The 25256-nt window shown below is 48.0% G+C and carries 22 protein-coding genes, 1 tRNA gene, 1 other RNA gene and 1 pseudogene; 9 read left to right on the top strand and 16 right to left on the bottom strand.

Annotated features, from left to right (window positions below; all coding sequences use genetic code 11):
• The 4 genes from EA14781_RS25735 to csgB all read right to left on the bottom strand — a co-directional run.
• On the bottom strand, positions 1-178 hold a 178-nt coding region (locus EA14781_RS25735), incomplete at its 3' end, for a YmdA family protein (RefSeq protein ID WP_042335753.1).
• A 119-nt stretch (positions 179-297) separates the two neighbouring features.
• Positions 298-630 carry a curli assembly chaperone CsgC gene (csgC, locus tag EA14781_RS13015; RefSeq protein ID WP_000992826.1) on the bottom strand — a complete coding sequence of 111 codons (333 nt, stop codon included), beginning with the start codon at positions 628-630 and terminating at the stop codon, positions 298-300.
• A 58-nt stretch (positions 631-688) separates the two neighbouring features.
• Positions 689-1144: a curli major subunit CsgA gene (gene csgA / locus EA14781_RS13020; protein WP_000771425.1), complete on the bottom strand. Its 456-nt coding sequence runs from the start codon at positions 1142-1144 to the stop codon at positions 689-691.
• Positions 1145-1184: 40 nt separating this feature from the next.
• Positions 1185-1640: a curli minor subunit CsgB gene (gene csgB, locus EA14781_RS13025; protein ID WP_002461943.1), complete on the bottom strand. Its 456-nt coding sequence runs from the start codon at positions 1638-1640 to the stop codon at positions 1185-1187.
• A 755-nt stretch (positions 1641-2395) separates the two neighbouring features.
• On the opposite strand from csgB, the gene csgD reads away from it, so the two are divergent.
• Genes csgD through csgG form a run of 4 tightly spaced genes read left to right on the top strand, consistent with a single transcriptional unit; the run spans position 2396 to position 4740 of the window.
• Positions 2396-3046, top strand: coding sequence for a biofilm master transcriptional regulator CsgD (gene csgD / locus EA14781_RS13035; RefSeq protein WP_000481486.1), 651 nt, complete (start codon positions 2396-2398; stop codon positions 3044-3046).
• Between the two features lie 4 nt (positions 3047-3050).
• Positions 3051-3440 (top strand): curli production assembly/transport protein CsgE, encoded by a 390-nt coding sequence (gene csgE / locus EA14781_RS13040; RefSeq protein ID WP_000833292.1) that lies wholly within the window; start codon positions 3051-3053, stop codon positions 3438-3440.
• 23 nt (positions 3441-3463) lie between these two features.
• Positions 3464-3880: a curli production assembly/transport protein CsgF gene (csgF, locus tag EA14781_RS13045; protein ID WP_001264081.1), complete on the top strand. Its 417-nt coding sequence runs from the start codon at positions 3464-3466 to the stop codon at positions 3878-3880.
• A gap of 26 nt (positions 3881-3906) precedes the next feature.
• Complete coding sequence (csgG, locus tag EA14781_RS13050; RefSeq protein WP_001189335.1) at positions 3907-4740, top strand: curli production assembly/transport protein CsgG; 834 nt, start codon at positions 3907-3909, stop codon at positions 4738-4740.
• Positions 4741-4794: 54 nt separating this feature from the next.
• Here the strand turns inward: csgG and EA14781_RS13055 are convergent, their stop codons facing one another.
• The 4 genes from EA14781_RS13055 to ghrA all read right to left on the bottom strand — a co-directional run bounded on the left by EA14781_RS13055 (position 4795) and on the right by ghrA (position 7704).
• Positions 4795-5277, bottom strand: a complete 483-nt coding sequence (locus EA14781_RS13055) for a DUF1097 domain-containing protein (protein WP_010343298.1) — start codon at positions 5275-5277, stop codon at positions 4795-4797.
• A gap of 101 nt (positions 5278-5378) precedes the next feature.
• Complete coding sequence (gene ycdY, locus EA14781_RS13060) at positions 5379-5933, bottom strand: molecular chaperone YcdY (RefSeq protein ID WP_001001901.1); 555 nt, start codon at positions 5931-5933, stop codon at positions 5379-5381.
• 23 nt (positions 5934-5956) lie between these two features.
• The gene (locus tag EA14781_RS13065) at positions 5957-6694 is read right to left on the bottom strand and encodes a phosphatase (RefSeq protein WP_000283678.1); all 738 of its coding nucleotides are present in this window, start codon (positions 6692-6694) and stop codon (positions 5957-5959) included.
• A gap of 71 nt (positions 6695-6765) precedes the next feature.
• The gene (ghrA, locus tag EA14781_RS13070; protein ID WP_000351273.1) at positions 6766-7704 is read right to left on the bottom strand and encodes a glyoxylate/hydroxypyruvate reductase GhrA; all 939 of its coding nucleotides are present in this window, start codon (positions 7702-7704) and stop codon (positions 6766-6768) included.
• 233 nt (positions 7705-7937) lie between these two features.
• Between ghrA and EA14781_RS13075 the strand changes: the two genes are divergently transcribed.
• Positions 7938-8025: transfer RNA gene (locus EA14781_RS13075), tRNA-Ser, on the top strand.
• Positions 8026-8252: 227 nt separating this feature from the next.
• Positions 8253-8390: non-coding RNA, RtT sRNA (locus EA14781_RS23340), on the top strand.
• A 93-nt stretch (positions 8391-8483) separates the two neighbouring features.
• Here EA14781_RS23340 and EA14781_RS13080 read toward each other — a convergent pair.
• The 6 genes from EA14781_RS13080 to putP form a co-directional block, all read right to left on the bottom strand.
• Positions 8484-9170 (bottom strand): DUF2726 domain-containing protein, encoded by a 687-nt coding sequence (locus EA14781_RS13080; RefSeq protein WP_024164775.1) that lies wholly within the window; start codon positions 9168-9170, stop codon positions 8484-8486.
• Positions 9171-9771: 601 nt separating this feature from the next.
• The gene (phoH, locus tag EA14781_RS13085; protein WP_000533532.1) at positions 9772-10560 is read right to left on the bottom strand and encodes a phosphate starvation-inducible protein PhoH; all 789 of its coding nucleotides are present in this window, start codon (positions 10558-10560) and stop codon (positions 9772-9774) included.
• 637 nt (positions 10561-11197) lie between these two features.
• On the bottom strand, positions 11198-12469 hold the full coding sequence (gene efeB / locus EA14781_RS13090) for an iron uptake transporter deferrochelatase/peroxidase subunit (RefSeq protein ID WP_001199124.1): 1272 nt from the start codon (positions 12467-12469) through the stop codon (positions 11198-11200).
• Positions 12470-12474: 5 nt separating this feature from the next.
• Positions 12475-13602 carry an iron uptake system protein EfeO gene (efeO, locus tag EA14781_RS13095; protein ID WP_000154374.1) on the bottom strand — a complete coding sequence of 376 codons (1128 nt, stop codon included), beginning with the start codon at positions 13600-13602 and terminating at the stop codon, positions 12475-12477.
• Between the two features lie 57 nt (positions 13603-13659).
• Positions 13660-14490 (bottom strand): iron uptake transporter permease EfeU, encoded by an 831-nt coding sequence (gene efeU / locus EA14781_RS13100; protein WP_000497962.1) that lies wholly within the window; start codon positions 14488-14490, stop codon positions 13660-13662.
• 219 nt (positions 14491-14709) lie between these two features.
• A complete protein-coding gene (gene putP, locus EA14781_RS13105) occupies positions 14710-16218 on the bottom strand; it encodes a sodium/proline symporter PutP (protein ID WP_001018505.1) in 1509 nt (502 codons plus the stop codon).
• 417 nt (positions 16219-16635) lie between these two features.
• On the opposite strand from putP, the gene putA reads away from it, so the two are divergent.
• A complete protein-coding gene (gene putA, locus EA14781_RS13115) occupies positions 16636-20598 on the top strand; it encodes a trifunctional transcriptional regulator/proline dehydrogenase/L-glutamate gamma-semialdehyde dehydrogenase (RefSeq protein WP_002461929.1) in 3963 nt (1320 codons plus the stop codon).
• A 39-nt stretch (positions 20599-20637) separates the two neighbouring features.
• Here the strand turns inward: putA and rutR are convergent, their stop codons facing one another.
• Together rutR and EA14781_RS13125 are read right to left on the bottom strand one after the other, a co-directional pair.
• Complete coding sequence (gene rutR, locus EA14781_RS13120; RefSeq protein ID WP_002461927.1) at positions 20638-21276, bottom strand: HTH-type transcriptional regulator RutR; 639 nt, start codon at positions 21274-21276, stop codon at positions 20638-20640.
• A 211-nt stretch (positions 21277-21487) separates the two neighbouring features.
• Positions 21488-21661, bottom strand: coding sequence for a con-10 family general stress protein (locus EA14781_RS13125; protein WP_001273660.1), 174 nt, complete (start codon positions 21659-21661; stop codon positions 21488-21490).
• 949 nt (positions 21662-22610) lie between these two features.
• On the opposite strand from EA14781_RS13125, the gene EA14781_RS13135 reads away from it, so the two are divergent.
• The gene (locus EA14781_RS13135) at positions 22611-23159 is read left to right on the top strand and encodes a recombinase family protein (protein WP_000268363.1); all 549 of its coding nucleotides are present in this window, start codon (positions 22611-22613) and stop codon (positions 23157-23159) included.
• Between the two features lie 1825 nt (positions 23160-24984).
• Positions 24985-25256: pseudogene (locus tag EA14781_RS13140) on the top strand (hypothetical protein); the annotation flags it as partial.

Below are 25256 nucleotides of genomic sequence, written 5' to 3' on the forward strand. Positions count from 1 at the left end.
CCCCATTCTGCATACAGGTTATTTTTACGGGGACATGCATAGCGCTGAGTTCACATGCGGGCTCCACTATTTCGCCGTGAAAATGGATAACACCACCTTGCACATTGTTACCAGCGATTGTAAAGAAAGAGAAAAACAGGCTACCGAGAATAAGGGTATTTAAGAACGATCTGTACATCTTTTATACTTCCTCAATGATTAATCATCCTTGAGGCTGTGTTGTCCATGCATTCAGATTGTCCGATTCGCATTAGACCATTCTCTTCCAGTTTACTTAATATCCACTATATCAGTGTATTAAGACGATCCTGAAGAGGGTGGCCATTGTTGTGATAAATGAAGCGACTGTCCATCGGACACCGTCACGACAATTTTCACGCGATCGTCCGGGGAAATATTTAAACTCAACTTCGTCAGAGCAATGGGTTGATTAGCGGGCAATGAGAGGGTCTTTTCTTGCTTCGTCTGACTTTGTCCAGAACTGCCTTCACGTAAAGACATAATTTGTACCCGACACAAGCAAGACTGTGTCAGTGTAACTTCAGGAACAATGGTGTACATGTCGCCTTGCTGGGTCGTATTAAAGGTAATCTGGCTGGAAAGTGCCGCAAGGAGTAATAACGCGTTCATCTTCTTCTCCCGAAAAAAACAGGGCTTCCGCCCTGTTTTCTGTCATACAAATTTTGTATTAGTACTGATGGGCAGTCGCGTTGTTGCCAAAGCCAACCTGGGTTACGTTAACGCTGGAGTTAGATGCAGTCTGGTCAACAGCAGCACCGTTACCGCCACCGAACTGTTTAACGGTCATAGTAGAATCTTTACCATTCCACTGATCAAGAGTCGCGCTGTTACCGAAACCACGCTGAGTCAGATCGATTGAGCTGTCATCAGAACCTTGTCCAACATCTGCACCGTTACCGCCGCCGTGCTGGGTAATGGTCAGATCGGAATTTCTGGCATCAGCTTGCAGAGCAACAGCAGAGTTACCGCCACCGTACTGATAAATATTCAACTCTGAATTCGGGCCGCTGTTATTACCACCACCGCCGTGGTTGCCGCCGCCGCCGTACTGAGGAATAGAACCTGCCAGAGCGCTACCAGAGAATACGATTGCTGCAATTGCTGCTACTTTTAAAAGTTTCATGTAAAACCCCCATCGGATTGATTTAAAAGTCGTATGGAAATTAACGTTGTATCACGCGAATAGCCATTTGCGACTGTCTCTGCACTACAATTGCCGTCTTTTGAGTACCATACTGAGTAATATTTGCTTTATTACCAGAACCTTTCTGGATAATCATTGCAGTATTACCATATGCACCTTGCGAAATACTGGCATCGTTGGCATTGCCCGCCTGATCAATATATGCAAAGTTATAATCTCCTGTTTGGTCAATCTTTGCCCGGTTGCTATTACCTTCTTGCGAAACAACCGACAAAAGTTTGGAACCTCCCTGCCGCAACTGTGCACTATTATTAGCACCAGTTTGACCAATTATGGCTGCCTGATTAAATGAAGACTTGCTCAATTCATTTACCGCAAAGTTATATTCTGAGTTAGCCAGATCATAACCTGCTGCGGCTGCAATCCCAGGCGCACCCAGTATTGTTAACATCATAAATAACAATTTGTTTTTCATGTTGTCACCCTGGACCTGGTCGTACATTTAAGAAAATTAAATCATTTCAACTTGGTTGTTAACGCAAAACGTTTTTTGTTAACGCCGCGTTACGATGGAAAGTATGTCTGCGGAAATATTTTAAATAACTCACCAACAAGTTGTATTTTGATTTTATTGTTCATACCAAAGTATTAAATATCGCGTAAATACGCTGTTATTTACGCAAAAAATATTTCGCTTACTTTTAAATCCCGGTTTCTTGGCGCCGAAAAATCAACAGACAGGCTCACCTCGTGGTCTACAAAGGTGAGTCTGATATGTTTCTCTGACAAGCCGTGACAAACATCGTCTTTTTACAGCAAAAATTTATCCATGGGAGCCATAGGGAAAAATAAAAAATTACTGTGCAACGGAAGAACTATAAATAAATAATTTTAACATGCATAATTAGTAACTTAGCATCATTTGTATGACTTTTTAAAATTGTGCAGTAAAATCAGAATGTACAACTTTTCTATCATTTCTAAACTCAACAAAACCTTACTGTTAACATTTTAATATATGAAATCACATTTTGTTACACGTTTAACACTTGCTTTAAGATTTGTAATGGCTAGATTGAAATCAGATGTAATCCATTAGTTTTATATTTTACCCATTTAGGGCTGATTTATTACTACACACAGCAGTGCAGCATCTGTCAGTACTTCTGGTACCTCTATTTTATAGGGGTAGCTGTCAGATGTGCGATCAATAAAAAGCGGGGTTTCATCATGTTTAATGAAGTCCATAGTATTCATGGTCATACATTATTGTTAATTACTAAACCATCCTTGCAGGCGACAGCATTATTGCAGCATTTGAAACAATCGCTGGCAATCGCAGGAAAACTACATAATATTCAACGTTCTCTGGACGATATATCTTCTGGTTGCATTATTCTGCTGGATATGATGGAAGCGGATAAAAAACTCATCCATTACTGGCAGGATACGTTAAGCAGAAAAAACAACAATATCAAAACATTGTTGTTAAACACACCGGACGATTACCCGTACCGTGACATTGAAAACTGGCCTCATATCAACGGTGTTTTTTATGCCATGGAAGATGAAGAACGCGTAGTCAATGGGTTGCAAGGCGTCTTACGCGGTGAATGCTACTTTACGCAAAAGCTTGCCAGTTACCTGATTACACACTCCGGTAATTATCGTTATAACAGCACGGAATCAGCCCTCCTTACTCATAGGGAAAAAGAGATCCTGAATAAGCTGCGTATCGGCGCTTCTAATAACGAGATCGCTCGTTCATTGTTCATTAGTGAAAATACGGTAAAAACACATCTTTATAATCTTTTCAAGAAGATAGCTGTAAAAAACCGGACTCAGGCGGTCTCATGGGCAAACGATAACCTCAGGCGATAAAGCCATGAAACGTTATTTACGCTGGATTGTGGCAGCAGAATTTCTGTTTGCCGCTGGGAATCTTCACGCCGTAGAGGTGGAAGTACCGGGGTTGTTAACTGACCATACTGTTTCATCTATTGGCCACGATTTTTATCGTGCCTTTAGTGATAAATGGGAAAGTAACTACACCGGTAATTTAACGATTAACGAAAGACCCAGTGCACGATGGGGAAGTTGGATCACAATAACGGTGAATCAGGACGTTATTTTCCAGACATTTTTATTCCCGTTGAAAAGAGACTTCGAGAAAACTGTTGTCTTTGCACTGGCGCAAACTGAAGAAGCACTAAATCGTCGCCAGATTAATCAGGCGTTATTGAGCACGGGCGATTTGGCGCACGATGAATTTTAAATAAAAATTGTTCGGAGGCTGCAATGCGTGTCAAACATGCAGTAGTTCTACTCATGCTTATTTCGCCATTAAGTTGGGCAGGAAATATGACCTTCCAGTTCCGTAATCCCAATTTTGGTGGTAACCCGAATAACGGTGCTTTTTTACTAAATAGCGCCCAGGCGCAGAACTCGTACAAAGATCCGAGCTATAACGATGACTATGGCATCGAAACGCCATCGGCATTAGACAACTTTACTCAGGCCATTCAGTCACAAATTTTAGGTGGACTGCTGTCCAATATTAATACCGGCAAGCCGGGGCGCATGGTGACCAATGATTATATTGTCGACATTGCCAACCGGGATAGTCAATTACAGTTGAATGTGACAGATCGTAAGACCGGAAAAACTTCGACCATTCAGGTTTCGGGTTTACAAAATAACTCAACCGATTTTTAAGCCCCAGCTTCATAAGGAAAATAATCATGCAGCGCTTATTTGTTTTGGTTGCAGTCATGTTGCTGAGCGGATGCTTAACCGCCCCACCAAAAGAAGCCGCCAAACCAACATTAATGCCACGGGCTCAGAGCTACAAAGATTTAACCCACTTGCCAGCGCCAACGGGTAAGATCTTTGTCTCGGTATACAATATTCAGGACGAAACCGGGCAATTTAAACCCTACCCGGCGAGTAACTTCTCCACTGCCGTTCCACAAAGTGCCACAGCAATGCTGGTAACGGCGTTGAAAGATTCTCGCTGGTTTATACCGCTGGAGCGTCAGGGCTTACAAAACCTGCTTAACGAACGCAAGATTATTCGTGCAGCACAAGAAAATGGCACCGTTGCTGTCAATAACCGCATCCCCCTTCAATCTCTGACGGCAGCGAATATCATGGTTGAAGGTTCGATTATTGGTTATGAAAGCAACGTTAAGTCCGGTGGCGTTGGGGCAAGATATTTTGGTATCGGTGCCGACACGCAATACCAACTTGATCAGATTGCGGTGAACCTGCGCGTCGTCAATGTGAGTACCGGAGAGGTCCTCTCTTCGGTGAACACCAGTAAAACGATTCTTTCTTATGAAGTTCAGGCGGGAGTCTTCCGCTTTATCGACTACCAGCGGTTGCTGGAAGGTGAAGTGGGTTATACCTCTAATGAACCGGTTATGCTCTGCCTGATGTCGGCTATCGAAACGGGTGTTATTTTCCTGATTAACGACGGTATCGACCGCGGCCTGTGGGATTTGCAGAACAAAGCAGAACGGCAAAATGACATTCTTGTGAAATACCGCCATATGTCAGTACCACCAGAATCCTGATACAAAAAAGCCGGAATTTTAATCCGGCTTTTCAAACTAAAGCGTGAGAGCCCCTCACGCTTTATTTTTTATTTGCTGATCGGGCTTAGCACTACGCGCAGCCAGCCAAAGGCCGCTGTTTTTCATCGCGTAACCAAACAGCAGACCAAGCGCCAGAGAAGAGAGCACCAGTTTCCAGTCCCCCTGTCCGGCGAAAGTCGCACACGCGCCAATAAAAGTGCCCGGAACAAATGACAGTAACGTTTGTTTGGCCTGAATACACATCAGAAAAGCCACGATACCGGTTATAACATAACCGAGGATTTCCAGATGGGGAGCCTGCGCGCTACCGTAAATAATGACCATCGCCCACACCACGCCGCTTAGCAGCGTTGCAGCGGAGATCGCCAGCCCTTTCAGGCCGCCTTGCGGGCAAGCAAAGTAGGCAGTACAGCCCAGAAAGCCAGCCCAGCTTAGTAAGCCCAGGGAAACAGCCACCCATCCCCAAATACCGGAGAGAATGCCTGTTGTGATTGCAATAGAAAGAAGAATGTTCATGCCGCGCATGATAGCAGAAAACGCGGCTATGAATGAGAGCGAACACACATTTTGTGCAACAGCTAATTATAAGTTGCAATTATGAGTGACATAGATCACATTCACTCCACTGATTCTTCCTCAAGCTCATCCCACATTGCGCTGATGGCATCGCGAGTCAGCGGCGCCATAGTCCGCCAGAATGGTGAAGTCGCATGAGCCTCAACTTTACCAAGAAATGAGCCGCACCAGGGCAACAGATACTCACTGAACAGCGTTTCCAGAGCTTCGCTCTCATCTTCCGTTGACTGATCTTCCAACCATGAAGCGGCAAGCAATAAGGTACCGATGTGATCAGCCGGCGTATCTGCTAACGGCATTCCGCGCTCAGAAAGGAACGTACGTACTTCCGCTTCCGTCGCGCCTTCAACCCATGTACTGCGATAAGGAGGTACTGCGCATTCATCACCGATAAACAACGCGTTATAATCGGTAGAAATTTGTGTCATATCACAGCTTTTCTGCAAACGCGCCAGTAACTCATCCTGTTCCAGCGGCCAGTTCGCAGCCAGTTTTCCCTCACGAATCAGGGTAAACAGAGGAACCAGCAAAGGGTCCTGCGGTTGGCGATAATAGAGTGACCCCAGCACACGACACAGGATAGAAAACTCGTTCATTAATATATTTCCGTTAATAACAATTAAAAGTCAGCAAATTCCGCAATCGGCGACATACCGCGAGATTCAAGGAAACTCAGCAAGCGGCGCGGAGAAACATTCAAAATGCGCTCTTGTGGAAAATCTACTGCGTCAAGAATTTTACGGCACTCTTCAAATTCCCCCATCGTAAATGCAGTGTGAGAATCCGATCCTAATGCCACCCAGCCCCCGGCATCGCGTACAGCAGCAGCAAGCGCACGGCAGTTATCCTCACTCCCCTTACGCGAATGTAAGAATGAAGAATTATTGATTTCCAGCGCCACCTGATATTCCGCAGCGGCCTCAGCAATAGCTTTAAAATCAACCGGATACTTTGGATTTCCTGGATGGCTGACCATGTGCACATGCCCGCTAGCCATAGCCGCAATCATAGCCCGGGTATTGGTGGCTTTATCATGTGGCGCGAAAACCGGTTCATGAAAACCAGCGATAATCAGATCCAGCGACTCAAACATCTTGCCACTACAGTCAATTTCACCATCAACATTTTTAATGTTGGCTTCAATACCACGCAGGCTCCCCACCCCATCAACCACTCGCGGCCAGATACGCATATTAATGAAATGCCAGTGATGCGGCGCATCTTCCATATCCGGGCCATGATCGGTAATCGCAAAAAGTTTAATGCCCTTCTGTTTGGCCTGGGCAATATAATCACTTAATGTACTATATGCATGTGTACTGGCAACGGTATGCATATGAAGGTCGACGGGATACATAACTCTCTCCTGTGTTCAATTCCCGCCAAGGATAGCAGGAATCCTGGTGCTTTATTAGTTGAAAGGCGTGATTAATAGCCTCGGGCGCGGTCGACCTGTCCGCTAACCGCCTCTCCTCTTTCGAGCTGCTCAATAGTGCGTGAAATATACGCCACCGCTTCTGCGGGCCGGGTTATAGCTGCAACATGCGGCGTTATCGTCACTCGTGGATGTTGCCAAAGCGGGCTTTCAGTCGGTAAAGGTTCTCGATTAAAAACATCCAGCATTGCTCCCCTAATCTTACCGCTATCCAACGCTGCAATCAGGTCATCCTCCACAACATGGACGCCACGAGCCAGATTGAGAAGATACGCGCCATCCGGTAACTGATTTAATAATTGTCGATTAATAATGCCAACTGTTTCAGGGGTATTTGGTAACAGATTTATCAGCACACGGCACTGGCTCAGAAACGCCTCCAGTTCACCACGTCCGGCAAAGCTTTGCACACCGGGCCACGATTTATGGCTACGACTCCAGCAACGCAACGGAAAGCGCCAGGCTTGTAAGCTCCGTGCCACTTTACTGCCCAACACACCTGCGCCCATGATGCCAATGGTAAAATCTTCCCGATGATATTCAGGCAGAGGTTGCCAATGTGAAGAATTTTGCTGGATTCGATAATCGTCAAAACGTCGGAACCAATGAAGCACCTGACTGACTGCATATTCCTGCATTTGCTCGCCCATACCGGTATCTTCCAGACGGAAAAGCGGAACAGACGGTTTCAGCATTTCAGGATGTACCTGTAACTTGCTCAAAATGGAATCAACGCCTGCGCCGAGGGCGAACACCGCTTTAAGATCACGCCCAGCCAGCATTTCAACAGGAGGATGCCAGACCAGAGCACAATCGGCAGATTCATTATCTCCACTTTTCCATGCTCTGACTTTTGCCTGAGGAATAGCTTTGCCCAGCGCATCAATCCACCATTGGGTATCAAACGTTGGGTGATAAAAGATGATATCCATACTGACTCCTGAGAAGCGTTGCGCGAAATTTATTCGCACTTATCGTTATGATCTACAAAGATCTCCAGCATAACAAATCCCCTACCGGTGGCAAAAAAAGCAGATTTAGTTTATTTAATCCGCATATTGATTGAAGTTTGAATAAACGCGCGATTTTTTGAAAAAGTTAGTTGACCTTGGGGCACGATTTCCCTAAATTAGCGCCCGTTCCAGCGACACTGGAACGACAATATGGTGAGGTGTCCGAGTGGCTGAAGGAGCACGCCTGGAAAGTGTGTATACGGCAACGTATCGGGGGTTCGAATCCCCCCCTCACCGCCATATTTTAAGAAGAGTTCGTACGAAAGTACGGACTTTTTTTTCGCATGTTGCACACATCCGGGGGGATGAGAAGCCCCGACTGGGGTTCGACAACTGGCGACAGCCAGTTGGACAGACCGCGAACGCAGTGAACGGGCTGCCCGCAGGGCGAGCGAAGCGAGTCAATCCCCCCCCTCACCGCCATATTTTAAGAAGAGTTCGTACGAAAGTACGGGCTTTTTTTCGCATGTTGCACACATCCGGGGGGGATGAGAAGCTCCGACCGGGGTTCGACAACTGGCGACAGCCAGTTGGACAGACCGCGAACGCAGTGAACGGGCTGCCCGCAGGGCGAGCGAAGCGAGTCAATCCCCCCCTCACCGCCATCTTCTAAAGAAGAGCTCGTACGAAAGTACGGGCTTTTTTTTCGCATGTTGCACACATCCGGGGGGATGAGAAGCCCCGACCGGAGTACTTAGTTAATGTAACGGTTCACTCTTTGCCGTCGGGACTAATGGACGAATTTTGTCACGGGTATCCCAGACCGGAGGCATTTCCTCCAATTTAGTGACGGAAGCACGTACAAAAGGAACCTGGGCAAGAGTCATAATCGTATTCAGCCAACGATCTCGAATAATACGATCTGCCCTTTCATGACTCGGATCATCCAGTTCAATAACACAGACTATTTTATTGTTCTTCTTTGAAACCAGAACATAATCCATTGCCATGCCATTATAAATTGCAAAGAAACGCTTTCTCTCTTCCTCGCTAAACTCGGGTTGTTCCGGAAAATTGATTAACCGTCCCAAAGAAACCTGACAGTGGATATGACAATAATGCCCAAACCATTTTTCCAAATTATCAAAATAGTTTTTTTCACAACGCGTAATTAGCCATTCTTTTCCTTCCAATAAAATACCTTCGGCTACCATTCCCTGAAATAACTCGTCTCGTTCTTGCCAACGAGAATCACGATAGGTTTTCTGCGGGGTATAACCCCTTGTCGGCGGTTTGGCAAGAGGGGAAGCTGCAGATGAAGGGACCGGTTTCGGTGTAGTGATTATTATCGGTGAGGCCGCTTTTCGGGGCATCAATCTCCTGGCAACAACAAAACCGGCGATAAATGCAATTGCCAGGCAAGTTACAAAAGACATAAAACTCATAATTAGTTTTCACCTATCCATGTTGATTATATTTCATTACTAATGTTACTCGTTGAAGTGTGTTACAGGCCAACAACTCAACGATCAATACACAGTTAGCATCATGTTTTTATTATTACGACTATATCTGTCTCGCCATTATAGTTTGCTTTCAATGAAAAGTAACGACACACACAACATTAGCAAAAGGATAAATTAAGACGAGCCTTACATTTCTAATCCTTTCCTTAAAAAATAAAAACCTGTGGCATATATTCAATGTTAATCAGTCAATCAAATTATGGCCCGTTGCTCATTAAAGCCCATAAGCAAAATCGATACCTGACTTCCAGCACACGTAAAATAGCTGAAAAAAGATATGAAAATGGTCTCTTTTGGCTTCAGGAAGGAAAACTCCTCACTCTGGCGGTGTAACACTGGCTTGGTGCTATGACGAAAAATGCATTGTAAGAGTATCTAAAAAAGAGCCATTTCTGCTTACCTGTACGCCCAAAGTCGATGTCATTCCGCGCCTCCTAAATATTAACCCGGTACGCAAATCACCTCTGTTAGTAAAATAATACAAAGCCCGGTTTCCCGGGCCTTGAAGACGGCGTCCTTATTAACTGTAAGCGCGTAGCGTCCGCTGGCACAGCGCCGAACGCACGCAATCATCTTTTCCAAATCGGACGATCCCAACCATCTCATCTTCCTCAAAGCGTTCCAGCGCGTCACTTAAGCCAGAGCGTACCCCGCGAGGTAAATCGCATTGCGTGATATCACCGTTGACGATAACCGTCACGTTCTCCCCGAGGCGGGTTAAAAACATTTTCATTTGCGCGGCTGTCACATTCTGCGCTTCGTCAAGAATGACAACTGCATTTTCAAAGGTGCGTCCTCGCATATAAGCGAACGGCGCAATTTCTACCTTCCCTATCTCCGGTCGCAGGCAATACTGCATAAAGGAAGCCCCTAAGCGCCGAACCAGCACGTCATAGGCCGGGCGAAAATAAGGGGCAAACTTTTCTGCGATATCGCCAGGTAAGAAGCCAAGATCTTCATCGGCTTGCAGAACTGGACGGGTGACGATAATCCTGTCGACATCCTTATGTATCAGGGCCTCTGCTGCTTTTGCCGCACTGATCCAGGTTTTGCCGCATCCGGCTTCACCTGTAGCAAATATCAGTTGCTTACTCTCAATAGCCTTCAGATAGTGCAATTGCGCTTCATTTCGCGCGAGGATGGGCGAAGTATCGCGACTGTCGCGAGCCATGCCAATGGCTTCTACACCGCTCATCTGCACAAGCGAGGTGACCGATTCTTCTTCACGCTGTTTATGGCTGCGCGAATCCCGTCTCAGCACACGTTTTGCCTCGCGACGAGCTTTGATCACTGCTTTTTGTCTTCCCATGGAGAGCACCTTGAGTTGTTTGTATTCATCACACGTGCCGTTGACGGCACGATTATGCGCACGAACATCAGAGGGTTGGCTTCCTTGTAAGCCATAGTTTGCTTTCGGAAATAACACCGAAAACGGCTACGCGCACCGTTTACGGCGTCGGTAACACAGATAAAGAAAGGAAGTGGGTGAAAATACAGAGTGACGAAGTGGCTACCGGAGGAGAAATCTCCGCGTATCGTGGAGCGTTGATTGTCAAAAACCTGTCCAGAACAGGACGTTATCATTCGCGATCTCCATAGTGATTGAATATCACTGTCGGGAACTACCGCTGTTACTTAAATAAGTACAACATATCTCACATTCATTGCAACAATATATTTACCTATATTTAGCTATAAAACACCAATTTAGTGACATTAGTTTCTATCGGAAAGATGACAGTGGCGAGCAATTTGGGGCGAAATCTGTGTGCTCCTGCCCACAGTCAGAGTGCAAGCCCCCTAGCATCAGGCACCGGAGTACGAACGCCGGATGCGGCGTAAACGCCTTATCCAGCCTACCAATCCGGTACCCATTGTAGGCATGATAAGACGCGCAAGCGTCGCATCAGGCATCAGCGCACGAACGCCTTATCCGCCTAAAAACATTAAACCTGCAATAGCGTCCTTCCCAGATAATCGTCAGTATCCTTCACTCCCGGTAACGCAAAGAAATAACCGCCGCCGATGGGTTTGACGTACTCCTCCAGCGCTTCGCCGTTCAGCCTTTTTTGCACCGTCAGGAAGCCCTTTTCCAGATCATGTTGATAACAGACAAACAGTAGCCCCATATCCAGTTGCCCCGAATTGGTGACTCCCAGCGAATAGCTGTAGCCACGGCGTAGCATCAGACTGGACTCGCTCTCCGGCGTGCGGGGATTCGCCAGCCGGATATGACTGTCCAACGCAATCACCTTCCCTTCTGGATCGCTGGCATAATCCGGCACATCATGTTCGTGCTGCATCCCCAGTGGCGCGCCAGTTTGCTTATCACGACCAAAAATCGTCTGCTGCTCTTTCAGCGGCGTGCGGTCCCAAAACTCAACGCGAAACTGAATCAAGCGTACTGCCTGATAGCTGCCACCGATTGTCCACGCAGGCTCCTGCTGATCTGCCGTCACCCACACCACTTGTTGCATCAACTTCGCATTCTGGCTGTCGGGATTGGCGGTACCGTCTTTGAAGCCCAGCAAATTAATCGGCGTCTCTTTGCCTTTACTACGCGCCGCATGTTCGGAAATAAACCCTTCCCGCTTCCAGCGCACACTAAGTAAATCCGGGGTGTGTTTGATGATATCCCGCAGCGCATGGATAACCGTGTCCTGAGTATTGGCGCAAATCTGTAGCAACACATCGCCATGACACAGCGTGGCATCCAGCGAATCGTTAGGAAAACGCGTCATCTTCTGCAATTTTTTCGGCATCTGCGACGCAAGGCCAAAGCGCTCATCGAACAACGAGTGGCCTACCGATAACGTAATGGTGAGATTATCGGGTGCAATGTAGCCGCCGAGAATGCCGGAGTCGAGTGGTGGCAGACGCGGATTTGGCGTTTCTGGTGCCGCTCCGCCCTGAGTCAGAAAAGCAAACCGCTGGGTCAGCAAGCGAAATAGTCGCTCAAGATCGGCTTTATCGCTGGCAAGCACATCAAACGCCACCAGCATCATTGCGGCCTGCTGCGGCGTCAGAATCCCTGCCTGATGTTCGCCATAAAACGGCTGTTTCTCATTACGAGCATCCGGCGAAAGCGTCCCCGGCGCACTTTGCGGTTTTTGTGCATGAGCAACCGGGCAACCTCCCGCCAGCGCCAGCGCCCCAATTCCTTTCAGCAAACGTCGGCGTGACGGTTCATTCACGCCGTTTTCATCTTCATACTGCATAACACTTAATCCAGCCCCAGCACACCACGAAGTTGTGCCAGCTCTTCCGCCAGCACGGTAATCGGCCCTTTCAGCGCGTTACGATCGGCATCGGTCAATTTGTCGTAGGTCTCAAAACCGTCTTTGGTACGGTATTTCGCCAGAATGGTATCGACCTTTTTGAAATTAGCATCGACTTTTGCCAGCAGTTCCGGGTTGGCTTTTTGCAGTTGTGGACGCAGTAAATCGACAATTTTCTGCGAGCCTTCAACGTTAGCCTGGAAGTCCCACAGATCGGTGTGGCTGTAGCGATCTTCTTCACCGCTGATTTTGCTGGCGGCTACTTCTTCAATCAGCCCGGCAGCACCACCGACCACTTTTGAGGGGGGAAAAGCCAGTTCGCTAATACGTTTTTGCAACTCAACCACATCGGTATAAAGCTGGTCGGCGTACTTATCCATCCCTTTGGTGGTGTTGTCACCAAACAAGGCTTTTTCCAGACGGTGGAAACCGGTGAATTTTGGATCGGCGGCTTTCTGCTCGTAATCATCTTCACGGGCATCAATGCTGCCATCCAGATCGGAGAACAGTTCAGCGATCGGTTCAATACGCTCGTAGTGCTGGCGTGTCGGCGCATACAGCGCTTTCGCTTTTTCGATATCGCCAGCGTTGATGGCGTCGGTAAAGGCCTTAGTGTCGGTCACCAGCTGCGTGGTTTCCGCCATGACATAGGCTTTATATGCAGTAATTGCACCACCAAGACTTAACAACGCATCGCTTTGCGCTGCATCGGCAGTCGCCTCGCCTTTGACAATCAACTTCCCTTTCGGGTTAGTCAGCAGACCACAGGTCATATCGTATTCGCCAGGCTGTAAATTCGCCGTCATCTTCTGGCTAAAACCGGGGGCGATATTTTCCCGCTCTTCCACCACCATCACGCCTTTGAGGATCTCCCACTCCAGCGCCTTCTGGCTGTGGTTCTGAATGAAAAATTGCGTTTTCCCGGCGTTAACCGTAATGGTCATCGGTTCGCACTGTTTATCTGTCACAGTGACTTTGACCTGCGGAATATCAGCGGCGTTAGCCATAAAAGCAGAAGAGAACAGCGCAGCCACGCTCAACTGCAATGCGTTACGGCGGAAGTTAATGGTCATGACGAGACTATCCCTTTAAAGTATGTTGTAACTAAGCAAGAGTTTGCGTCGTATTCGTTATGCGGAGCGAGACGCTGTCGCCCCTGCACGTGGCGGCATAGCAAATGCCACCAGCGCCGGGATGAGATAAATAAACCAGACGGCGACTTCGCTGACGCTCGGCGCTTCCTGATAACCAAAAATCCCTTCCATCAGCGTACCGAACAGAGAGTGAGTTGAGAGCACCGCGCTCATATCGAAGGCGATTTCCTGAAAGTGGTTCCACAATCCGGCTTCATGAAATGCGCGAATGGCGCCAGCTGCCAGCCCTGCGGCGACGAAGAGAATAAACAGACTGGTCCATTTAAAAAATGCACCAAGATTGAGGCGAATACCGCCCCAGTAGAGCAGGAAGCCAAGCACCACGGCTGTAGCAAGACCAAGCATTGCACCCAGCGGCGGCCAGATCCCGACATCTTGTTGAAATGCCGCCAGCAGGAAAAAGACCGACTCCAGCCCTTCCCTTGCAACGGCAAAAAAGACCATCATCACCAATGCCCAGCCATGATGATTTCCACGCTGTAATGCACTATCGACCGCCTGCTCCAGTTGTACTTTGACATTGCGCGACACTTTGCGCATCCAGAAAACCATCCAGGTGAGGATCACCACGGCGATCACTGCCACGATACCTTCAAACAGCTCCTGTTCTTTTTGTGGGAATTCGCCAGTGGTTTCATTAATGAGGATGCCCAAGCCCAGGCACAACGCAGCGGCAAGCAACACGCCAATCCACATGACACCAATCCATCGGCCTCGCTGGGTACGCTTAAGATAGCTGGCAATCAAACTGACAATCAGCGCGGCTTCAAGTCCTTCGCGCAACATAATAAGAAACGGAACAAACATGCCACCCACCCTTAAACGTTTTTCTGAGTCAATCAATGCAAAGAAAAGTAAATCGTAGTAATAGCGATTATCATTACGGAGAAGAAAAATACAAGCAGAATGTAGTGATAATGATGAGGAAATGTAAAAACACTTTGAGAGAAAACGCAGAGGGCAATCACTGATTGCCCTCTGCCTGCTTCCTGTTATGACGTGGAATTTTTGGTAAAACGCCGTCCCTTAGCTTTCCTGCAACCGTGACGGCGGCACCGAATGATAGTGCGCGTCAGCTTCGGCAAAACGTTTTTGCATCGCCGCTGACGGAGCTTTATCCAGCAAACTAAATACCACAATCCCAACGCTGCCGAAGATAAAGCCTGGGATAATTTCGTACAGGCCCAGCCAGCCGAACTGTTTCCAGACGATAACGGTCAGTGCGCCAATGATCATCCCCGCCAGCGCACCGTTGCGCGTCATGCGTGACCACATCACCGAGAACAGCACCACCGGACCAAACGCCGCGCCAAAACCTGCCCACGCATAGCTCACCAGACCCAGCACGCGGTTTTCCGGGTTCGCCGCCAGAGCGATAGCCACCAACGCTACCACCAGCACCATCGCACGTCCTACCCACACCAACTCTTGTTGGCTGGCATGTTTACGCAGAAACGCTTTATACAGATCTTCAGTAATCGCGCTGGAGCACACCAGCAACTGGCAGCTTAAGGTTGACATCACTGCCGCCAGAATCGCCGACAACAAAATCCCGGCAATCCACGGGTTAAACAATATTTGCGCCAGTTCGATAAACACGCGTTCAGAGTTCTGATTTACCGCCCCGGCAACCGCTGGATTATTGTTAAAGTATGCAATGCCGAAGAAACCGACCGCCACCGCACCTGCCAGGCAGAGGATCATCCAGGTCATACTGATACGACGCGCATGGACAATGCTGTGGTGAGAGTCCGCCGCCATAAAACGCGCCAGAATATGCGGTTGCCCGAAATAGCCCAGTCCCCAGCCCATCAGAGAAATAATGGCGACAAAGTTCAGTCCTTTGAGCATATCGACGTTTTCAATACTCTTTTGTTTGATGACTTCCAGCGAATCGCCAAAGCCGCCGACGCTGATAATCACAATCACCGGCGTCAGGATCAGGGCGAAAATCATCAGGCTGGCCTGTACGGTATCAGTCCAACTGACAGCAAGGAAACCACCGATAAAGGTATACAGGATGGTTGCCGCCGCGCCCGCCCACAGTGCGGTTTCATAGCTCATGCCGAAAGTGCTTTCAAACAGGCGAGCGCCTGCCACAATGCCCGAGGCACAATAAATAGTGAAGAACAGCAAAATAACCAGCGCAGAAATAATACGCAAAATACGGCTTTTATCTTCAAAACGTCCGGTGAAATAATCTGGCAGCGTTAAGGCGTTATTGTTGTATTCGGTATGTACACGCAATCGCCCGGCTACCAGTTTCCAGTTAATCCATGCGCCTAATGTCAGGCCAATAGCAATCCAGCTTTCGGAAATCCCGGAAAGAAATACCGCGCCAGGCAGACCCATTAATAACCAGCCGCTCATATCTGACGCGCCCGCCGATAATGCCGTCACAAATGGCCCAAGGCTGCGTCCTCCCAGAATATAGTCGTCAAAATTTTTGGTTGATCGCCAGGCGATAAACCCAATCAATATCATGCCAAAGATATAGACACAGAATGTCACCAACATCGGTGTGCTAATAGCCATCTAAAGTCTCCAAAAAATTATTATCGGCAATGTCGAAACGCCGTTATAGCCATTACCGGAACGAGGTAATGGTGTTATTTATGCCAGGGCGACCGTATCCTGCCGGAAGCTCGGGGTATTCACAATCGATTTAACACATCATTTACATCAAATTTTATTAACCAGCGATACTATTTTTCATCAGGTTGCACTCCATCACATTTTTCGTGGTTGCACCTTTCAAAAAGGTTAACTGCCGCAGAGAAAAAGTCTGCATTATTTTTTATTCCCCGTCATATCGATTTCTTTTATTAACATTTCATTCATTTTTAAGCTTGCAACACAGGTCACATTTAACAAGGTTGCACAAAGTTGCAACATAATAGATATTTCTTAACAACACTTCGCTATACCTTTAAGAACAACAGGAGTAATGGCATGGGAACCACCACCATGGGGGTTAAGCTGGACGACGCAACGCGTGAGCGTATTAAGTCAGCCGCGATACGAATCGATCGCACACCGCACTGGTTAATTAAGCAGGCGATTTTTTCTTATCTTGAACAACTGGAAAACGGCAATGCGCTACCAGAGTTGCCTGCGCTGCTTTCTGGTGCAGCTAATGAGAGCGATGAAGCGCCGAATCCGGCGGATGAACCCCATCAGCCTTTTCTCGACTTTGCCGAGCAAATATTGCCCCAGTCGGTTTCCCGCGCCGCCATCACCGCTGCCTATCGCCGCCCGGAAACAGAAGCCGTTTCCATGTTGCTGGAACAAGCTCGCCTGCCACACCCCATTGCAGAACAGGCGCATAAACTGGCGTATCAGCTGGCAGATAAACTGCGTAATCAAAAAACCGCCAGCGGTCGCGCAGGCATGGTTCAGGGGTTATTGCAGGAGTTTTCGCTGTCATCGCAGGAAGGCGTGGCGCTGATGTGTCTGGCGGAAGCATTGCTGCGTATTCCCGACAAAGCCACCCGCGACGCCCTAATTCGCGACAAAATCAGCAATGGTAACTGGCAGTCACACATTGGTCGTAGCCCGTCACTGTTTGTTAATGCCGCCACCTGGGGGCTGCTGTTTACCGGCAAACTGGTTTCTACCCATAACGAAGCCAGCCTCTCCCGCTCGCTGAACCGCATTATCGGTAAGAGCGGCGAACCACTGATCCGCAAAGGCGTGGATATGGCAATGCGCCTGATGGGCGAGCAGTTCGTCACGGGCGAAACCATCGCGGAAGCATTAGCCAACGCCCGCAATCTGGAAGAGAAAGGTTTCCGTTACTCATACGATATGCTGGGCGAAGCCGCACTGACCGCAGCGGACGCACAGGCGTATATGGTTTCCTATCAGCAGGCGATTCACGCCATTGGTAAAGCGTCCAACGGTCGCGGTATCTATGAAGGTCCGGGCATTTCAATCAAGCTGTCGGCGCTGCATCCGCGCTACAGCCGCGCCCAGTATGACCGGGTAATGGACGAGCTTTATCCACGTCTGAAGTCATTAACCCTGCTGGCGCGTCAGTACGATATTGGTATCAATATTGACGCCGAAGAGGCCGATCGTCTGGAGATCTCCCTCGATCTGCTGGAAAAACTCTGTTTCGAGCCTGAACTGACAGGCTGGAACGGCATCGGTTTTGTTATTCAGGCTTACCAGAAACGTTGCCCACTGGTGATTGATTACCTGATTGATCTCGCCACCCGCAGCCGTCGCCGTCTGATGATTCGTCTGGTGAAGGGCGCATACTGGGACAGCGAAATTAAGCGTGCGCAAATAGACGGCCTCGAAGGCTATCCGGTTTATACCCGCAAGGTGTATACCGACGTTTCTTATCTCGCCTGTGCCAAAAAGCTGCTGGCGGTGCCGAATTTAATTTATCCGCAGTTCGCGACGCACAACGCCCATACGCTGGCGGCGATTTATCAACTGGCGGGTCAGAACTACTACCCGGGTCAGTACGAGTTCCAGTGCCTGCACGGTATGGGCGAGCCACTGTATGAGCAGGTCACCGGGAAAGTTGCCGACGGCAAACTTAACCGACCATGTCGTATTTATGCCCCGGTTGGTACACATGAAACTCTGCTGGCGTACCTGGTGCGTCGCTTGCTGGAAAACGGCGCCAACACGTCGTTTGTTAACCGTATTGCCGATACATCTTTGCCACTGGATGAACTGGTTGCCGATCCGGTCGCCGCCGTAGAAAAAATGGCACAACAGGAAGGGCAAACTGGATTACCGCATCCGAAAATTCCCCTGCCGCGCGATCTTTACGGCCACGGGCGCGACAACTCGACAGGGCTGGATCTTGCCAATGAACACCGACTGGCCTCGCTCTCCTCTGCCCTGCTCAATAGTGCACTACAAAAATGGCAGGCCTTGCCAATGCTGGAACAACCGGTCGCGGCAGGTGAAATGTCGCCCGTTATCAACCCGGCGGAACCGAAAGATATTGTTGGCTACGTGCGTGAAGCCACGCCACGTGAAGTGGATCAAGCGCTGGAAAATGCCGTCAATAACGCGCCAATCTGGTTTGCCACTCCTCCGGCTGAACGTGCGGCGATTTTGCACCGCGCTGCCGTGCTGATGGAAAGCCAGATGCAGCAATTGATTGGTATTCTGGTGCGTGAAGCCGGAAAAACCTTCAGTAACGCCATTGCCGAAGTACGCGAAGCGGTCGATTTTCTCCACTACTACGCCGGACAGGTGCGGGATGATTTCGCTAACGAAACCCATCGTCCATTAGGGCCTGTGGTGTGTATCAGCCCGTGGAACTTCCCGCTGGCGATTTTCACCGGGCAGATCGCTGCCGCACTGGCAGCAGGTAACAGCGTACTGGCAAAACCGGCCGAACAAACGCCGCTGATTGCCGCGCAAGGGATCGCCATTTTGCTGGAAGCGGGTGTACCGCCAGGCGTGGTGCAGTTGCTGCCTGGTCAGGGTGAAACCGTAGGCGCGCAACTGACGGGTGATGATCGCGTGCGCGGGGTGATGTTTACCGGTTCAACGGAAGTCGCTACGTTACTGCAACGCAATATCGCCAGCCGCCTGGACGCTCAGGGCCGCCCAATTCCACTCATTGCGGAAACCGGCGGCATGAACACGATGATTGTCGATTCCTCCGCCCTGACCGAACAAGTAGTAATAGATGTGCTGGCCTCGGCCTTCGACAGTGCAGGTCAGCGTTGTTCGGCGCTGCGCGTGCTGTGTCTGCAAGATGAAATTGCCGACCACACGTTAAAAATGCTGCGCGGCGCAATGGTCGAATGCCGGATGGGTAATCCGGGTCGCCTGACCACCGATATCGGTCCGGTGATTGATGGCGAAGCGAAGACCAATATTGAGCGCCATATTCAGACTATGCGTAGTAAAGGCCGTCCGGTGTTCCAGGCAGTGCGGGAAAACAGTGAAGATGCCCGTGAGTGGCAAAGTGGCACCTTTGTCGCCCCGACGCTGATCGAACTGGATGATTTTGCCGAATTGCAAAAAGAGGTATTTGGTCCGGTGCTGCATGTGGTGCGTTACAACCGTAACCAGCTGCCGGAACTGATCGAACAGATTAACGCTTCCGGTTATGGCCTGACGCTCGGCGTCCATACGCGTATTGATGAAACCATTGCCCAGGTCACTGGCTCGGCGCATGTCGGTAATCTGTATGTTAACCGTAATATGGTGGGCGCAGTGGTTGGGGTACAGCCATTCGGCGGCGAAGGGTTGTCCGGCACCGGGCCGAAAGCAGGCGGTCCGCTCTATCTCTACCGCCTGCTGGCGAATCGCCCGGAAAGCGCGCTGGCGGTGACGCTCGCGCGTCAGGATGCAGAGTATCCGGTCGATGCGCAGTTGAAAACCGCATTGACTCAGCCACTGAATGCACTGCGGGAATGGGCGGCAAACCGTCCAGAATTGCAGGCGTTATGTACGCAATATAGCGAGCTGGCGCAGGCAGGAACACAGCGATTGCTGCCAGGGCCGACGGGTGAGCGCAACACCTGGACGCTGCTGCCGCGTGAGTGCGTGTTGTGTATTGCGGACGATGAACAGGATGCATTAACTCAGCTCGCCGCCGTGCTGGCAGTGGGCAGCCGGGTACTGTGGCCGGATGACGCGTTGCATCGTCAGCTAGTGAAGGCATTGCCATCGGCAGTCAGCGAACGTATTCAACTGGCGAAAGCGGAAAATATAACCGCTCAACCGTTTGATGCAGTTATCTTCCACGGAGATTCGGATCAGCTTCGTGCATTGTGTGAAGCGGTTGCCGCGCGAGATGGCGCAATTATTTCGGTGCAGGGTTTCGCCCGTGGAGAAAGCAATATCCTTCTGGAACGGCTGTATATCGAGCGTTCGCTGAGTGTGAATACCGCTGCTGCCGGGGGGAACGCCAGTTTGATGACGATCGGTTAAGCAGGTAGCCGGAGGATGTTGTTACCTCCTCCGGCATCATTAACGTGGTCGAATTCCTTCAATAATAATTCGCTGTACGTTTTCAACCGTTTGATTGAAAAACACCTCATCGCGCAGCGTCGCGCCTGTCACCGCCTCCACCTGGGGAGCAAAATCAGCGTAATGTTGGGTGGAAGCCCAAATCATAAAAATCAAATGCTGTGGGTCAATCGGCGCAAGCTTGCCGCTTTTGACCCAACCGGCAATCAGCGCCGATTTCTCGTCAATTAACGCTTTCAAATCGCCCGTCAGTTCATCCATTAGCAGCGGCGCGCCCGCCAGCATCTCCATACAAAACAGACGTGAAGCCTGCGGATAATCGCGGGAGACTTCCAGCTTCAGACGAATGTACTCTTTGATCGCCGCCAGCGGGGCGAAATCTTCTCGAAACGCCTTTAACGGCGCCAGCCAGACATCAAGAATTTGTCGCAACACCGCAATATACAGTGCCTCTTTCGACGGGAAGTAATACAGCAGATTGGTCTTTGACACGCCAGCCAACTCTGCGATCTGCTCCAGCCTTGTACCGTGAAAACCAAATTGCGAAAAAGTGTCCAGTGCCGCGCCAAGAATCGCTTTTTTCTTCGCGCTCACCGCGCGCGAGCGTTTACCCGTTGTTTTCACTGCGCCTTGCGTCATGCGCTCTCCCCTCTTGTCGATGGGCAACAGGATAGCAAAATCAGCACGATGCCTCGACCATCAACATTCACAGTACGAATGAATAATGCTGGAATAAGCAAAAAAGTATTAACGTGAGGATACAAGGAGAACGAAAAACCGCCGGAGTGACCGGCGGTGGTGGCTTAATGATGCGCCTCAAACAAAACGCATTCATTCTGGATTAGACCGGCTAATTACCGCTTTTGCCGTGGCTGCTTTTGCCGCCTTTTTTTCCTGCTTCAGATGCGCGCTGCGGGTCATTTTTAAAATTCCCCCCGCTGTGCTGTCCACCTTTTTTACCTGCTTCTGATGCTCTTTCGCGGTCTTCTGCAAAATTGCCTGAACCGCCTCGATGGTTTGCCATTACTGACCTCCGTCATCATAGTGCATGGATTAAACGCGGCGTATGGCGACTGCCATATTTTCGCTACGTGGGACTAAGCTTAGTGAACGTATGCCAGCTGATCCGCGTTTGGTAATATCCTGCAACAGCTTATTAACGAGAATAGATATCATTTCCAATATTCTTCTATAAGCCGCTCTTATAATTAAAAAAACGCTATAAGATAAAAATGTATCATTTTGCGACAAAATTACGTGCTTGTGAAAATTGTTATAAATCAAATAAGTGGTTGTGAAATTTGCACTCTGGGAAGGACGTCTTATCTTTAAATATGTGGTAGCGAATCGCTACGAATAGAGATAACACGAGGAGTCGTTAGAAATGGCTAAAGTTCTGGTGCTTTTACATAGCTAAACACGTACATTCAACTACCTGTTAATAACAGGACATAAACAGGTTAGTACCTATGCAATTTAACGGTGTATTTATGCGCTATCTATGCAATCCTACACAGATTCTATGCAGTATCGGTATAGTCTCTTTTTAGCATAACTTATTGAAATATAAAAAGAATCTGTGAAGTCTCTTTTCAGGGTAAACTGTATCGTGTTAGTCGTCCCTCTCTCGACTCCTAGAAAAGTGCTATATACAGGAGTATATAACGCTATTCATGCAGTTGGTCACATGATGTAACTATCAAACCACTTAACAACCACCTGCATAAAAATATCGTAAAGTGATGGTTACAGTTACCCTCCTAAAATCTTCATAGTTGATTCGGTTAGTTGGGCTTGTACCAACCCCTAATCAACCTCATAGCTCCTTCATAACCAGTCTTAAAAGGACTTCCTTTTGAGACACTTTCAACGTAACGGTAGAATGCACCCTCAAGTAGTCTCAAAAGGTTGCTTTTGGATTATGAGACAGCTAAACTTATGAGACTAACTTTTGAGACTTCTAAGGGGGATGTATGGCGGTGATTGGTTATTGCAGGGTATCAACACAAGACCAGACTGTAGACAACCAGAAACTACAGATAGAGAAGGTTCACAAGGTCGATAAATGGTTTATTGATGAGGCTGTCTCAGGAGCTACAAAGGCCACCAGCAGAGATGGTTTTAGAGACATGATGAACTATGTAAGGTGTGACGATACGTTAGTTGTGGTAGCTATTGACCGTTTAGGGCGTAATACCGTTGATGTGCTCTCTAACGTGGAGGCACTACAGACTAAAGGTGTGAGGGTTGTTTCTCTACGTGAAGGTTTTGACCTGTCTACACCAATCGGTAAAGCAATGCTTACTATGATGGCTGGTTTAGCTGACCTTGAGAAAGACCTTATCAGTGAACGTAGAAAGGCTGGTATTGAACGTGCTAAAGCTGAAGGGGTTCACATGGGGAGGCCTGTAAAAGCTTCTTCAGAGGCTGTACAGATGCTTATTTCACAAGGTAAGACACGGTTGCAGATTCAGGAAGAATTAGGAATCTCTAGAGCAACTTATTACAGACTTGCCAAATAAGTTACTGAATAGTTACATGGATGTAGCTGATATTTGGCTTTTTTGCAAAGGGGACCACTTAGGCGTAGTGACGGGTACTTAGCAGGTATACATAGTCTTGTGATATTTTTGAAAGATTTGGTTGAAGAGACTTAGAAGAGGCCTGATTATTTTTTATAAAAATTTTCAGAATCTGAAAAGTTACTGTACAGATTTTATACAAACTAAAAAGGACTCCCGTAGGAGTTCCTTATAGTCGATTTTTAACGTGGCTACGACAATCCACCCATACTTAACCATACCCCACCTTACCTAACCAGACCAAGCCATAGGAAGGTGTAGAGAAACCGATGAAGGTGTCTGTACAGTTGCATCTTAAACAACCATCACAATAATGTCAAATAGTTCTTTTAAGTAGGAGGGGTTCTTTCTCATGTATCCCCTCTTCCCGTTAAGTAAGCTACACAGACCTAGAGAACATGCCTTCACAGCATCTATATCAGGTCAGATTCAGAGGGTCTTTATAGAGTCTTGTAAGATACTTGACAGGTAATTTCGAAGCTGTTAGGAAGGACTGTTTAACGGGGGAAGAGAACCATGAAAACCGAAGGTAGGTTCTGTCTTAACAGTTGTCTTAAGAGAGAACTGAAAAATTCTTAACAGAACTACCAAGAGGGAGGGATAAGACCAGAGGTAGTGACCTTGTTAAATAGGCCGTTTCAAAGCTCTTAAAAGTCTGTTAAGTAAGGTCATGTGAACAATCATACCATTTTGTCAATGCTTTTGTCTTTGACCTAAATCAATAAAATGTATCGTTTGATGTGCTTTTAAACAAAGTAGCTAAAAAACTTTTTAGAGGGGCGCTTCGCTTGGGGTCACTATGTTCTTTCTCTCCCGTTAAGAGGGAAGTTACAGGGACATTTCAAAGCCCTGATAAGGTAAGCCCGATGATAACAGAAACAGAGGGCAAAACCACTTATCAACACTGTGAACGAATAACGTAAAGGGCTGGTTAAGAAAGTCGGTTAAGAAAGTCGGTTAAGAAGGTCGGTTAAGAAGGGAGCTTCCCTTTCCTGGGTGTCGCTCTTCTCCCGCTTAGGGATTGGTAACAATACCAATTAGTGGATAGCTAGGGGTTGTGTTATACAAGCCCAACTAAGAAGACCTCTGAAGTTTTTCTGTGAAGGTACTGGACAGTCTTATATATTGGGTGATTACAACTCATTGAAAAATAAGCATTTTTAGAAATCACTGTTAAGGTTACAGAGTTAATTGTGAAGAGACTTGTCAGTTCTCTATATATGGCTAATTACAACTTATTGAAAAATAAGAACTTTTAGAAATTACTGTCAGAGAGCTGAATGCTTGATAGATACAGCCTTCCGGTTCTGTCAAGCTATTTTTTAATAGATAGCACAAAATGATAAAGATACCCCTATACCATCTCGTACAGGGGGTTTTGAAGGGAGCTTAACGAGGTTCTGTGTGGTCATTATCCTTAAGGTCAAGCGTCCATGTATGACCGAACAGTTTAAAGACAATAAGCACTCTGACGAGGACGTAGCGAAGTAGCAGGCCTGCAATCAGCCCAACACCTCCACCAGCCCATACATCAGGTGACCCCAGCTCAGGAGGGAGATTTACCATTCAATGTACCTTCTGTGTGCAATGCAAAAACATGTGACCAAATACATAGCCACTCTTCATATTTCCCCCTCTCTCATAAACCATTATACCACAAATGTTACGAAATTGTTACGAAAATACTTGACATTAGTCTTTGAAAATGCTAGTATTGTATATATGGGTTAACAGAGAATTAACAATTATAAGGACTAGCTTATGAATGAGAGACGCAGAATTTAGAGTGATGCTTCAGGCATCGAGAGAACGCAACAAGCACAACTCCTACGCTTACACAAACAACCCCACCAGCTACGAACTGCCAGCCTTTTCCAAAACCGAACGTAAAAACATTGAAGCGGTCATTCGTAGCATTACGCCACGAGACAGATTTATGCCAGTACGCAAAACAACAAAGAATAACTTAAAAACTTTCTTGATGAGCTTTGATTCTTACGAGCAACTGCCATCAAAAATTGAAGATTTAATTATCGG

The organism is Escherichia albertii NBRC 107761 = DSM 17582, from assembly GCF_000759775.1.
Taxonomy (GTDB): domain Bacteria; phylum Pseudomonadota; class Gammaproteobacteria; order Enterobacterales; family Enterobacteriaceae; genus Escherichia; species Escherichia albertii.

Excerpts from the sequence above, each read along its gene's own strand:
- csgC (WP_000992826.1), bottom strand. The coding sequence starts at position 630 with ATGAACGCGTTATTACTCCTTGCGGCACTTTCCAGCCAGATTACCTTT.
- csgA (WP_000771425.1), bottom strand. The coding sequence starts at position 1,144 with ATGAAACTTTTAAAAGTAGCAGCAATTGCAGCAATCGTATTCTCTGGT.
- csgB (WP_002461943.1), bottom strand. The coding sequence starts at position 1,640 with ATGAAAAACAAATTGTTATTTATGATGTTAACAATACTGGGTGCGCCT.
- csgD (WP_000481486.1), top strand. The coding sequence starts at position 2,396 with ATGTTTAATGAAGTCCATAGTATTCATGGTCATACATTATTGTTAATT.
- csgE (WP_000833292.1), top strand. The coding sequence starts at position 3,051 with ATGAAACGTTATTTACGCTGGATTGTGGCAGCAGAATTTCTGTTTGCC.
- csgF (WP_001264081.1), top strand. The coding sequence starts at position 3,464 with ATGCGTGTCAAACATGCAGTAGTTCTACTCATGCTTATTTCGCCATTA.
- csgG (WP_001189335.1), top strand. The coding sequence starts at position 3,907 with ATGCAGCGCTTATTTGTTTTGGTTGCAGTCATGTTGCTGAGCGGATGC.
- EA14781_RS13055 (WP_010343298.1), bottom strand. The coding sequence starts at position 5,277 with ATGAACATTCTTCTTTCTATTGCAATCACAACAGGCATTCTCTCCGGT.
- ycdY (WP_001001901.1), bottom strand. The coding sequence starts at position 5,933 with ATGAACGAGTTTTCTATCCTGTGTCGTGTGCTGGGGTCACTCTATTAT.
- EA14781_RS13065 (WP_000283678.1), bottom strand. The coding sequence starts at position 6,694 with ATGTATCCCGTCGACCTTCATATGCATACCGTTGCCAGTACACATGCA.
- ghrA (WP_000351273.1), bottom strand. The coding sequence starts at position 7,704 with ATGGATATCATCTTTTATCACCCAACGTTTGATACCCAATGGTGGATT.
- EA14781_RS13080 (WP_024164775.1), bottom strand. The coding sequence starts at position 9,170 with ATGAGTTTTATGTCTTTTGTAACTTGCCTGGCAATTGCATTTATCGCC.
- phoH (WP_000533532.1), bottom strand. The coding sequence starts at position 10,560 with ATGGGAAGACAAAAAGCAGTGATCAAAGCTCGTCGCGAGGCAAAACGT.
- efeB (WP_001199124.1), bottom strand. The coding sequence starts at position 12,469 with ATGCAGTATGAAGATGAAAACGGCGTGAATGAACCGTCACGCCGACGT.
- efeO (WP_000154374.1), bottom strand. The coding sequence starts at position 13,602 with ATGACCATTAACTTCCGCCGTAACGCATTGCAGTTGAGCGTGGCTGCG.
- efeU (WP_000497962.1), bottom strand. The coding sequence starts at position 14,490 with ATGTTTGTTCCGTTTCTTATTATGTTGCGCGAAGGACTTGAAGCCGCG.
- putP (WP_001018505.1), bottom strand. The coding sequence starts at position 16,218 with ATGGCTATTAGCACACCGATGTTGGTGACATTCTGTGTCTATATCTTT.
- putA (WP_002461929.1), top strand. The coding sequence starts at position 16,636 with ATGGGAACCACCACCATGGGGGTTAAGCTGGACGACGCAACGCGTGAG.
- rutR (WP_002461927.1), bottom strand. The coding sequence starts at position 21,276 with ATGACGCAAGGCGCAGTGAAAACAACGGGTAAACGCTCGCGCGCGGTG.
- EA14781_RS13125 (WP_001273660.1), bottom strand. The coding sequence starts at position 21,661 with ATGGCAAACCATCGAGGCGGTTCAGGCAATTTTGCAGAAGACCGCGAA.
- EA14781_RS13135 (WP_000268363.1), top strand. The coding sequence starts at position 22,611 with ATGGCGGTGATTGGTTATTGCAGGGTATCAACACAAGACCAGACTGTA.